The 11,619-nt window shown below is 33.6% G+C and carries 10 protein-coding genes; 5 read left to right on the top strand and 5 right to left on the bottom strand.

Annotation, left to right across the window (positions count from 1 at the left end):
• Window positions 1-948: 948 nt before the first annotated feature.
• The 4 genes from AC13CQ_RS15815 to AC13CQ_RS15830 all read left to right on the top strand — a co-directional run bounded on the left by AC13CQ_RS15815 (window position 949) and on the right by AC13CQ_RS15830 (window position 5,381).
• Window positions 949-1,380: a helix-turn-helix domain-containing protein gene (locus tag AC13CQ_RS15815; RefSeq protein ID WP_008613033.1), complete on the top strand. Its 432-nt coding sequence runs from the start codon at window positions 949-951 to the stop codon at window positions 1,378-1,380.
• A 700-nt stretch (window positions 1,381-2,080) separates the two neighbouring features.
• Window positions 2,081-3,352: a phosphoribosylamine--glycine ligase gene (purD, locus tag AC13CQ_RS15820; RefSeq protein ID WP_335588629.1), complete on the top strand. Its 1,272-nt coding sequence runs from the start codon at window positions 2,081-2,083 to the stop codon at window positions 3,350-3,352.
• Window positions 3,353-3,636: 284 nt separating this feature from the next.
• Complete coding sequence (locus AC13CQ_RS15825; RefSeq protein ID WP_335588633.1) at window positions 3,637-4,947, top strand: asparagine synthetase B; 1,311 nt, start codon at window positions 3,637-3,639, stop codon at window positions 4,945-4,947.
• An 11-nt stretch (window positions 4,948-4,958) separates the two neighbouring features.
• Window positions 4,959-5,381, top strand: coding sequence for a secondary thiamine-phosphate synthase enzyme YjbQ (locus tag AC13CQ_RS15830; RefSeq protein WP_008613029.1), 423 nt, complete (start codon window positions 4,959-4,961; stop codon window positions 5,379-5,381).
• Window positions 5,382-5,475: 94 nt separating this feature from the next.
• On the opposite strand, the gene AC13CQ_RS15835 is transcribed toward AC13CQ_RS15830, so the two are convergent.
• Window positions 5,476-6,288 carry an HAD family hydrolase gene (locus AC13CQ_RS15835; RefSeq protein ID WP_482882969.1) on the bottom strand — a complete coding sequence of 271 codons (813 nt, stop codon included), beginning with the start codon at window positions 6,286-6,288 and terminating at the stop codon, window positions 5,476-5,478.
• Between the two features lie 164 nt (window positions 6,289-6,452).
• Between AC13CQ_RS15835 and AC13CQ_RS15840 the strand changes: the two genes are divergently transcribed.
• Entirely contained in the window at window positions 6,453-7,562 is a 1,110-nt protein-coding gene (locus tag AC13CQ_RS15840; protein WP_482882970.1) for a hypothetical protein, read from the top strand.
• Window positions 7,563-7,718: 156 nt separating this feature from the next.
• Here the strand turns inward: AC13CQ_RS15840 and rplT are convergent, their stop codons facing one another.
• The 4 genes from rplT to thrS form a co-directional block, all read right to left on the bottom strand.
• The gene (gene rplT / locus AC13CQ_RS15845) at window positions 7,719-8,063 is read right to left on the bottom strand and encodes a 50S ribosomal protein L20 (protein WP_008613024.1); all 345 of its coding nucleotides are present in this window, start codon (window positions 8,061-8,063) and stop codon (window positions 7,719-7,721) included.
• A 118-nt stretch (window positions 8,064-8,181) separates the two neighbouring features.
• On the bottom strand, window positions 8,182-8,379 hold the full coding sequence (gene rpmI, locus AC13CQ_RS15850) for a 50S ribosomal protein L35 (RefSeq protein WP_008613022.1): 198 nt from the start codon (window positions 8,377-8,379) through the stop codon (window positions 8,182-8,184).
• Between the two features lie 70 nt (window positions 8,380-8,449).
• Entirely contained in the window at window positions 8,450-8,962 is a 513-nt protein-coding gene (gene infC / locus AC13CQ_RS15855) for a translation initiation factor IF-3 (RefSeq protein ID WP_245547707.1), read from the bottom strand.
• Between the two features lie 70 nt (window positions 8,963-9,032).
• Entirely contained in the window at window positions 9,033-10,973 is a 1,941-nt protein-coding gene (gene thrS, locus AC13CQ_RS15860; protein WP_482882971.1) for a threonine--tRNA ligase, read from the bottom strand.
• Between the last annotated feature and the right edge of the window lie 646 nt (window positions 10,974-11,619).

Consider the following 11,619-nt stretch of genomic DNA (forward strand, 5'->3'; position numbering starts at 1 on the left):
TAAACAGCTAAATCAAAAAAATTAACACCCCTAGTATTCCCAAACAAGGAATACGTTCCAATAGAAAAGATAAGCAGGGTAAATAATAGGATACACTTATCTCTTATAATATATCTTTTTTGCATAATTTTGAGTTGTTATAATAAAACTTCGGTTTTGTTAGAATAGACCCTCTATCTTCTCTATATTTCTAAAAGGGTCTTTTTGAAATTCACGCTTACCCTTACGCATAGATATGCCTATAGCCATTACCGATAATTTTATTATCGGTAAGACAGGTTCTATGGCAAGAACAGCCTTAAGGTCTAAACCATCGTTTCGTTACATGGCCGGATGCCATGATCATGTGTAGTCGTTAATTATGAGAGAAAAAAGTATTGAAGTACCGAGGCATCCGCATCGCCTAGCCACTTATTATTGATAATAAGTTTTGGCAAGAGACTACTGAGCCTAAATTATATCGTCACTCCCATAACAATAATGTCCTAAATTGGACATTTTGGTTTTTTAGGAAATAGGATAAAATACACCGTAAACGCAACATTATACTGCGCCTTGATAATCAATTTTTTTGGTTGGTGCTTCATCCTATTTTTTATCTAATTGCAACAATCCAATTAAAATGAAGAAACCAATGCTAAGAAAAGTTGAAAAGACTACTGTATAAAAAAGGACGTAGAGCTCAACTTATCGACTAGAGGTACTGGTATACCACGCAACAATAAGAGAGCCCACGTCCGCGGCCGTGAGCATTCTGCTTATTATCTCGTTGCATAAAAATTACCAGTTTTCTAGTCGAGACTCAAAGCAATTGCTTCTAATATTTTTCTATTTGAAGAATTGCAAATATATGTTATATAAACAAATATAGTAAATTATTATTACACTCTTATAGGTATGTGATAAAAATTATAATATTTCATTCCTTACATACCAATTTAACAAGGTATGGTTATTGAAATCATTATTTCCGAATTTGATTTTAAAGTAATTCGAAAATTAAGAGAAAAAAGAATTTTAGAGGATTTAACTCAAGAAGACCTATCTGCGAAGGTTGGTGTTTCGGAAAGTTTTTTTGGGAATATAGAAAACCCTAAACAACCACAAAAACTCAATATGAGAATGTTTGCAAGAGTGGCTAAAGCTCTTGAAATAAAATCTTATTTAGAGTTATTACCTGAAGAAATAGTCACTAATGACCTTGTGAAAATCAGATTGAAACTATTAAAAATAAATAAAAGGAAAGAAAAGGACGAAAACGGAAAGCCTGTTAAAAATATGAAGATTATTTCCATAAAGGCTATGAGCGATAAAGAAATTTCCGAATACACTGCGTCAAATGAAAAAAATAAGTTTTTGAGGATAATATCAAAGCATTAGTTTGTCTATTTGACTTAATACACTCGCGCATAAAATAATGATAGGAGTTTAGGAGTTAAAAAATATTACCTTTAGGAAGTTTTTGTTTAATTCTTTTAAAAAAACTTATTTGTAACAGTACAAAAGTTTTCTTCCTACAAGGAAGAAAAAGCCTCATTAAATATTTTTTATTAAATTCTAAAATGGCAGAAAAGATATTAGAGAATATATAAAACGATTAAATAGCGGAAAGGCAGGCGAATCCATTTTTATCGGCAGATTAGTCCGAATGTATATGTTACCAAGCTATGGACTGAACAGCCTGAAATTAAGGTCAGTGAGCTATTTGAAGGGATCGAAGATAATTTGAAAAAGAAGTGATCTTAAAAGCAAGTCAATTATTAGAATTGACTTTTTTGTTATAAGTTATTATGGGTTTCCGTAATTTGGGTTTCAATATTTCATGGACTATCCTATTTTAAGCATTCTTAAGTTGTAGTTTGAACGTTTTTTCATCGATAAAAAAGATGAATAGCAAGAGTTATTTAGGAAACTATTGTTAAAAAGTAAAAGTACAACCATAGAAGAAGCTAAAGAACAAAGAACGTAGCGTTTTAGCTTTTGTAAAAAACAAATAAACTTTTCATTCATAAATTATGTTTTTGCCTCTACTGAATGTACCTTTGGAACTTTGATACAAAGACTATTAAATTCAGTAAAAATGAACATCCTTATACTCGGTTCTGGCGGTAGAGAACATACATTCGCATGGAAAATTGCGCAAAGCAATAAACTAACTAATCTTTTTGTGGCTCCAGGTAATGCTGGAACCGCTAAAATAGCTACCAATGTGGAAATTTCGGTAACCGATTTTCCCGCTATTAAAAAATTAGTCTTGGCGGAGAATATTGAAATGGTAGTAGTAGGGCCAGAAGATCCATTAGTACAAGGGGTTCATGACTTTTTCTTGAAAGATGATGAATTAAAAAATATTCCTGTAATAGGCCCAGAAAAAAAAGGAGCTATTCTAGAAGGAAGCAAAGAGTTTGCTAAAGAATTTATGGCGCGCCATAACGTACCTACTGCAGCTTATCAAAGTTTTACTTCCGAGAGTTTAGAAGCAGGATATGCTTTCTTAGAAACTTTAAATCCGCCGTATGTTTTAAAAGCAGATGGATTAGCCGCTGGGAAAGGGGTTTTAATTTTAGACGATATAGAAGAAGCAAAAGCAGAACTTAAAAGCATGTTGGTAGATGCTAAATTCGGAAATGCTAGTGCTAAAGTGGTTATTGAAGAATTTTTAAGCGGGATAGAGCTTAGTGTTTTTGTTTTAACAGACGGTAAGAATTATATAACACTTCCTACAGCAAAAGATTATAAGCGTATAGGGGAAGGAGATACTGGTTTAAACACGGGTGGAATGGGAGCAATCTCACCAGTGCCGTTTGCAGATGCTACCTTTATGCAAAAGATAGAAGACCGTATTGTAAAACCTACTATTGAAGGTTTTCAAAAAGACGAAATTCCGTATAAAGGTTTTGTATTTATCGGACTCATAAAAGTAGGGGAGGAACCCTATGTTATTGAGTATAATGTACGTATGGGAGATCCAGAAACCGAGGTGGTTTTACCTCGTGTAAAGAATGATATGGTAGAGCTTCTACAAGCTACAGCAAATGGAACTTTAAATACTATTAAGTTAGATTTAGACGATAGAACTGCAACTACAATTGTAGCAGTTTCTGGTGGATATCCTGAAGCATATGAAAAAGGAAAAGTAATTACAGGTTTTGAAAATGTTCAAGATTCAATAGTTTTTCATGCAGGAACTCAGTTGAAGGATGATGAGGTTGTTTCGTCTGGCGGGCGTGTGTTGGCTGTAACTTCTTTCGGAAATGATTTTAAAGAAGCCTTGAAAACTTCTTACAAAAGCATGGAGAAAATAGCTTTCGATAAAATGAACTACAGAAAAGACTTAGGTTTCGATTTATAATTGTATTTTTCAGTTAGAATATGGTAATGTTTATCATTATAGTCCGATAAAAATGAGTATAAATACTGAAAAGTATACTAATTTCAAGGATTATAAGACATTTATAGGAATCCCTCTGTTATATAAAAAATAGAAACGGAAAGCATAATTTAAAAAGTGGTTCTCTATGAGCTAAAGATTTTATGGTAATTACAATATAGTCTTTCCTTTTTTTTCTTACAGCGAAGTGGTCTTGTATCTTTGTCTAGACATTACAGAATGTTTATATGAAACTGAAAGATTTAATGGTATTACCTAAATTTAAAATATATAAAACCAAAAAAGAGTATTCCATTCAGCAATGGGTGCTCTTTTTTTTGTTGCTATTTACTATACAATTTTCCTTTGCGTCCTATATTCTAATCCCAATGGATGTAGAAACTCAAGAAAATCATTTAAAAGCCTACGGAATAACTTATTGGGTATTGGCAAAAAATGAAAAAGTAAATTGGCTGCTAAATTATCGTGGAGGTTCTTTTTTACTAAAGGATTCAGAAGAAATAAGAAAAGAATGTCAAATTCGAGGGGTTTCTTTTGAAGTTCTTTCTGATGCTAAAACAGCGCAAATTTTAGATGAAATTAGTAGTCCCTCTAAAAACCAAGAGGCGGTTATTTTAGAAAAAGCCCCTAAAATTGCAGTATATTCCCCAAAAGGGAGTCAGCCATGGGATGATGCCGTAACAATGGTACTTACCTATGCAGAAATTCCTTATGATGTTGTTTATGACACTGAGGTACTTGAAGGGGAGCTTTTGCTGTATGATTGGTTGCATTTACACCATGAAGATTTTACTGGACAGTTTGGGAAATTTTATGGTGCTTACCGCGCTACACCTTGGTATATTAACGACAAAAAAGAAGCTGAAGCCCTGGCTGCTAAGCTGGGTTATGAAAAAGTTTCTAAAGAAAAATTGGCGGTAGCTACCAGTATAAGCGATTATGTTATTGGGGGGGGCTTTATGTTTGCAATGTGTTCTGCTACCGATAGTTTTGATATTGCTTTGGCAGCTTCAGATACCGATATTTGTGAACCTATGTTTGATGGCGACCCTTCCGCACCAAATTATCAATCGCATCTCGATTTTTCTAAAACCTTTGCTTTTCGAGATTTTATCTTGGAAAGAAATCCTTTGGAATACGAGTTTTCATCAATTGATATGACCGCAAAAAGAAAAACTGTTCAGAAGGAAACAGACTATTTTACATTGATGGAGTTTTCAGCAAAATGGGATCCTATTCCTACCATGCTTTGTCAAAATCATACCGCGCTGGTAAAAGGTTTTATGGGGCAAACTACTGCTTATGACCCAAATACAATCCGTTCTACAGTTTTAACTTTAGCAGAAAATAAGGTAAATGGAGAGGCTCGTTACATTCATGGAATAAAAGGAAAAGGCTTTTTTACTTTCTATGGGGGACATGATCCAGAAGATTATCAACATAGAGTAGGAGACCCGAAGACGGAATTGGAATTACATCCCAACTCTCCTGGTTACCGACTTATTTTAAACAATGTTTTGTTTCCAGCAGCAAAAAAGAAAAAGCAAAAAACATAATTATCTACTTCATGATTTTTTTACAAACTGAAATAAAATTGAAAGCTAGAAAAAGAGGTTTTCATATTATTACTGATGAGGTTTTACAGGCAATTCCAGACATAAAAAAAGTTAATATCGGACAATTACAGGTGTTTATAAAACATACGTCTGCTAGTTTAACTATAAATGAAAATGCCGATCCTTCCGTACGGACAGATTTTGAAAGTCATATTAATAAAATGGTGCCAGAAAATGCACCTTATTATATCCATACTTATGAGGGTGCCGATGATATGCCAGCACATATAAAAGCATCTTTAATGGGAGCTTCTGTACAAATTCCTATTTCTAATGGACGCTTAAATCTCGGTATTTGGCAAGGAATTTATTTATGCGAACATCGAGATTTTGGCGGCTCAAGATCTGTGGTCATTACTGCTTTCGGAAATTAATCCCTCATAGAGGGTTCAATTGACCGACGTTTTGCGTTGAAATGAATTGTTTTTTTTTGAATACCTCGTGAGGCTAGCCCTTAGGTAGTTGATTTTAAATTTTTTGTTTGGCATTAATTAGCTTATCTAAAATATACTCAACACCATTCTCATCATTACTTTTTGTTTGATAATTGGCAGCCTTTGTTACATTTGGATGTGCGTTTTCCATAGAAAAACTAAAATCAGCAAGTGCCAACATCTCAAGGTCATTGTTGTAATCTCCAAAAACCATCGTTTCTGCTTTTGAAATTCCTAATCTATCTTGAAGCATTTTTAATGCATATCCTTTATTTGCATTTGGATGGGATAAATCTAACCAGTTTTTCCCAGATACTTTTACTTGTAAATTGTTTTCCAAATGTTTTACAGATGGGTAAATATGATCTTCAGAACTTTCAAAATGATATACTGCAATCTTTACAAAATCATCTTTGCTAACTTTTGTTAAATCATCTACTACTTCATAAGCAGCGTAATATTCGTTAAATAACTTTGTGAAAGTAGCATCTTTGGTTTCAATATAAGACGATTTCTTTCCGCATAAAACAACAAATACATCTTCAATTCCTCTTAAAAGCTCAATAATTTCATTGGTACTTTCTTCGGGTAAATTGGTAACCAATAATTCTTCGGTACCTTGTTTTGCAATTCCTCCATTTTCAGCAATAATAGTAATATCGTCAACAATAGAATTTAATTTATTAGTAATGCTATTATATTGTCTTCCGCTTGCGGCAACAAAATGGATGTCGTTTTCTTTAAATTTTTTAAATAAGTCAAAAAAGGTGGTGCTAACCTCCCCTTTGCTATTTAAAAGAGTTCCATCCATGTCTGTTACTACTAATCTTACTTTAGATAAATCCATATGCTATAATTATAAGATGCAAAAATAGGGTTTCTTGTCCAACTGTAAGTTAATAGTTTGTTAGGAATTATATTTTCTCTGCAAACATGTATTTCATCGGTAAAAATTGCTTTACAAAGGTGTTTTCTCTATATTCATAGGATTATAATCTAAAACCAGCTATTATGAAAAAAATCCATTTTTTAGCAAGTATTATTTTAGTAAATGTAATTCTTGTATCATGCTCAAAAGAAGAAACTTATGTTGAAGACGAATTAAATGCAGTGTATGCCACAACTTCCTCAGCCAATAAGTATTCTGAATTAATACAAGATAGGAGTGTAAATTTAGATTTGAGCGTAAATGATTTTGCATTCTATGACGATTTATCTCGTGCAGTTGCGCCCTCTGAGTGTAGTACAACAGATTTTGATGCGGCAATTAATGAAACTATAGCAGAGAATCTAGATCAATTAGGAGCGGAATTCTATAGTATTTATAGCGATATTAATTTTTATATGTCATTGGTAGATACAAGTCCTCAATATTTTGGAGAGAATGGGAGGTATACAAACTTGATGAAAAAACGAGTAAGAGAACATGAGAAGTTTTGGGATATGCCTAATGAGGTAGCAGTAAAAGGGCAGCATAACAGTAATTTTGAAAACGAAAGTTTGCTGAGAGAAACACTCCCTTTTCTATATGGACCTACCGCAGATATAGATGCGTTAATTGCTGAAATTTCTGCTATTAATGAAGAAAGTACTTTTTTAATAGAAAATCCTTATGTTTCTTTTGATGGTTTTGCAATCAATATTGATAACTTCTTTGGTAAAGGACAAGGAGATATTATTGTTATTAGTGACGGAATAGTTTCTGTTATGGAAAAGGCAGGAATAGATGCTGATATAGTATGGACTGGAATTTTAGCACACGAGTGGGGGCACCAAATCCAATTTAATAATACTTGGGGCTATCCAACAGAAACAGGAAATATACCAGAGGCAACCCGTTCAACAGAATTAGAAGCCGATTTCTTTGCTGCTTATTTTATGACACATAAAAGAGGAGCTACATACAATTGGAAGCGTGTAGAAGCGTTTTTTGACTTATTTTTTAACATCGGAGATTGTGGTTTTGAAGCAGATGGTCATCATGGTACTCCTTTACAAAGAATGGACGCCGCTCACCGTGGATACTTACTTGCGCAGAGTGCTCAAAAAAAGGGACATATTTTAAGCCCAGAAGCAGTTCATAATGCTTTTGTAGCTGAGTTGCCAACTATTGTAGAGTAATGTATGCTTGCTTAAGTATGAACTCAGAACAGCATTAGTTTATAGGAATTTTATAAATGCCTTGTTGGTATTCTGAAGAAAATTAAACATAAAAAAATCCAGTCTTTTCAAAGACTGGATTTTTTATAATAAGCGGAAAAATATGTTGTTAAACGTTTACTTTACTTTTTCAACAATTGCTTTGAAAGCCTCTGGGTGGTTCATAGCTAAATCGGCTAAAACCTTACGGTTAAGTTCGATATCGTTAGCTTTTACTTTCCCCATAAACTGAGAATAAGACATTCCGTGTAATCTAGCACCCGCATTAATACGAGTAATCCACAAAGCGCGGAAAGTTCTTTTCTTATTTCTACGGTCTCTGTATGAGTAAGACATTGCTTTCTCAACCGCATTCTTGGCAACCGTCCAAACGTTTTTACGTCTACCGTAGTAGCCTTTTGCTTGCTTCAACACTTTTTTTCTTCGTGCTCTTGAAGCTACTGAATTTACTGATCTTGGCATAATTTTTAATTTTTTGTAGCAGGCGATTCTATAATTCAGAATATAAATTCAGAATTCAGAATTCTTTTAAAAGCCTAACTCCAGGGTTAAACAATTTTAATTGAACCGAAAGAACAATTTACTTTAAACGTAATTGTTCTTTGATATTATTCTCATCTGCTTTATCTACTAAACCAGAATGAGTTAATGCAAGCTTACGCTTTTTAGACTTCTTTGTTAAGATGTGACTTTTAAAAGCGTGCTTTCTTTTAATTTTACCTGTACCTGTAAGCTTAAAACGCTTCTTAGCACTGGATTTAGTTTTCATTTTAGGCATAATCCTAATATTTATTTAATTGTTCCGCTTATTATTTTTTTATTCCTTTGGAAAGTATAAAACTTTTACCTTATTTGGTTTTCTTAGGAGCAATGAACATAGTCATACGTTTCCCTTCCAATTTAGGCATTTGTTCTACTTTTCCAATATCTTCTAATTCTGATGCTAACTTAAGCAACAAAATTTCTCCTTTATCCTTATAAACAATAGAACGTCCTTTAAAGAATACATAAGCCTTTAATTTGGCTCCTTCTTTTAAGAATTTCTCTGCGTGTTTCTTTTTGAAATCGTAATCATGGTCGTCTGTATTCGGACCAAAACGAATTTCTTTTACAACCACTTTAGAGGCTTTCGCCTTCATTACCTTTTCTCTCTTTTTTTGTTCGTATAAGAACTTTTTATAGTCCATTATTTTACAAACAGGAGGCTTGGCATTTGGTGAAATCTCAACAAGATCCAAACCTAATTCCTCAGCTTTTACTAAAGCATCTTTGGTTGGATATACACCCATTTCAATATTATCGCCTACCAATCTTACTTCTGGTACACGAATCTCTCTATTGGTTCTGTGCGGATTTTTAATCTCTCTTCTTTGAGCGTTTCTGTTAAATCTTTTAATTGCTATGGCTTATAATTTTTAATTAAACTTTATTTTAAAACTTCTTTAATGTACGATTGATTTCTGAATTTATCAAATCTGAGAACTCATTTATTGTTATAGTACCTATGTCGCCCTCACCATGTTTCCTTACAGAAACCGTACCGTCTTTCTCTTCTTGCTCGCCTATAATTAGCATATACGGAGTTTTTTGCATTTCTGCATCTCGTATTTTCTTGCCAATTGTTTCGTTTCTATTATCTACAAGGGCGCGAATTTCGGCATTTTCCAATAAATTTAAAACTTTTTCGGCATATTTTTCATATTTCTCACTGATAGACAATATAATAGCCTGCTCAGGCATTAGCCACAGAGGGAAGTTCCCTGCTGTGTGCTCTAATAAAATTGCAATAAAACGTTCCAAACTTCCAAAAGGCGCTCGATGTATCATTACAGGTCTGTGTAATTTGTCATCACTTCCTTTGTAATTAAGGTCAAAACGCTCTGGTAAATTATAATCTACTTGTATAGTTCCTAGTTGCCAGCTTCTACCTAAAGCATCTTTCACCATAAAATCTAACTTCGGACCATAAAAGGCAGCTTCTCCAGTTTCTATTACATAATTAAGCTCTTTTTCATTAGCGGCATTAATAATAGCAGTTTCCGCTTTTTCCCAATTCTCATCGCTACCAATATATTTTTCTGGATTTTCTGGATCGCGTAAAGATACTTGTGCAGTAAAGTTTTCAAATCCTAAAGAACCAAATACATAAAGTACTAAATCGATTACCTTCTTGAACTCTTCGTCTAATTGGTCTGGTGTACAAAATATATGCGCATCATCTTGAGTAAAACCACGAACGCGAGTTAAACCATGTAGTTCTCCACTTTGTTCATATCTATATACGGTACCAAATTCTGCATAACGCTTTGGTAGTTCTTTATAACTCCAAGGTCTACTATTATATATTTCGCAATGATGCGGACAGTTCATAGGTTTCAACAAAAACTCTTCATCCATTTTAGGAGTTCGAATAGGCTGGAAGCTGTCTTCTCCATATTTAGCATAATGGCCAGAAGTAACATATAATTCTTTCTGTCCAATATGTGGAGAAACTACTTGTTCGTATCCAGCTTTCTTTTGTGCTTTTTTCAAAAAGTTCTCTAAGCGTTCTCTTAGTGCAGCACCTTTAGGAAGCCATAATGGCAATCCTTGCCCTACTTTTTGCGAAAAAGTAAATAGCTCAAGCTCCTTCCCAAGCTTTCTATGATCTCTCTTTTTTGCTTCTTCTAAAAGTTCTAAATATTCTTTTAGTTCTTTTTGCTTCGGAAACGAGATCCCATAGATACGTGTAAGTTGTGGTTTGTTTTCATCACCCCTCCAATAAGCTCCAGCAACCGACAATAATTTTACAGCCTTTACTATTCCAGTATTTGGGATATGGCCACCACGACATAAATCGGTAAACGTATCATGGTCGCAAAAAGTAATAGTTCCGTCTTCAAGGTTTTCTATTAGTTCAACCTTAAATTCATTTCCTTGCTTTTTATAAAAGTCTAAAGCCTCTGTTTTAGTAACAGCACGCATTTTATAATCGTGTTTTCCACGAGCTATTTCAAGCATTTTAGCTTCAATAGCAGGAAAATCTTTTTCGGAAATACTTTGCTCCCCTAAATCAACATCGTAATAAAACCCGTTATCTATAGAAGGTCCAATAGTAAGTTTTACTCCAGGATAAAGTTCCTCAAGCGCCTGCGCCATAATATGAGAAGTAGAATGCCAAAAAGACTGTTTCCCTTCGTCATCATTCCATGTATATAATATAAGACTCCCATCGGTGGTTAAAGGGGTAACCGTTTCAATTTTTGTACCATTAAAACTAGCCGAAATAACATTGCGGGCTAGGCCTTCGCTAATGCTTTTGGCAACATCCATTGGAGTTGTGTTTTTTTCAAACTCCTTAACCGATCCATCGGGTAAAGTAATCTTAATCATTATATATGTTGTTTTTCAGTTTGCAAAGATAAGTCGAAGTCTTCACGCATACAACACTATATATAAGTATGTTTATTTTTTAATAATTGAAAGATTGAAGAAGTCGGAAGTAAAAGGGGAGGCAAGAATAAAGAGAAGAGCATATAGATTTTGTATTCTTTATAGAATTTGTAGTTTGCCAATAACCAATAACCAATAACCAATAACTAATAACCATAAACTTACTGCAAACTGAAGACTGCCTACTGAATAGCAATCAACTCTTTGTACTTAATACTAAATACTAAGTACTAAGTACTTTTTTTACTGCTTAACCTCCGAGTTCTAAGGTAGTTAAGAAATAGTTTTAAAAATACTTAAAAAAAGGTTTGGATAATGGTTAAATAAGTTTCTATATTTGCACCCGCTTTGAGAGAGAGATGATGTAGTAGAGAAGGGGCGAAGTTCTTTAAAATAGGGTGTTTTGAGCTGTTTGTTGAGATTAGAGAAGCTTTTAAAGGTTTCGAAAAAAATCAAAATAAATGTTGCGAGAAACAAAAAAGTAATTTACTTTTGCACCCGCTTTGAGAAACAAGAGACGTTCTATAAAAGAGAGTTCATTTTTGAGTTTAGTGTTTAGATTTTGAAGAAAATCAAAAACGAAAAA

The organism is Galbibacter sp. L-19 (assembly GCF_056857615.1).

Excerpts from the sequence above, each read along its gene's own strand:
- AC13CQ_RS15815 (WP_008613033.1), top strand. The coding sequence starts at position 949 with ATGGTTATTGAAATCATTATTTCCGAATTTGATTTTAAAGTAATTCGA.
- purD (WP_335588629.1), top strand. The coding sequence starts at position 2,081 with ATGAACATCCTTATACTCGGTTCTGGCGGTAGAGAACATACATTCGCA.
- AC13CQ_RS15825 (WP_335588633.1), top strand. The coding sequence starts at position 3,637 with ATGGTATTACCTAAATTTAAAATATATAAAACCAAAAAAGAGTATTCC.
- AC13CQ_RS15830 (WP_008613029.1), top strand. The coding sequence starts at position 4,959 with ATGATTTTTTTACAAACTGAAATAAAATTGAAAGCTAGAAAAAGAGGT.
- AC13CQ_RS15835 (WP_482882969.1), bottom strand. The coding sequence starts at position 6,288 with ATGGATTTATCTAAAGTAAGATTAGTAGTAACAGACATGGATGGAACT.
- AC13CQ_RS15840 (WP_482882970.1), top strand. The coding sequence starts at position 6,453 with ATGAAAAAAATCCATTTTTTAGCAAGTATTATTTTAGTAAATGTAATT.
- rplT (WP_008613024.1), bottom strand. The coding sequence starts at position 8,063 with ATGCCAAGATCAGTAAATTCAGTAGCTTCAAGAGCACGAAGAAAAAAA.
- rpmI (WP_008613022.1), bottom strand. The coding sequence starts at position 8,379 with ATGCCTAAAATGAAAACTAAATCCAGTGCTAAGAAGCGTTTTAAGCTT.
- thrS (WP_482882971.1), bottom strand. The coding sequence starts at position 10,973 with ATGATTAAGATTACTTTACCCGATGGATCGGTTAAGGAGTTTGAAAAA.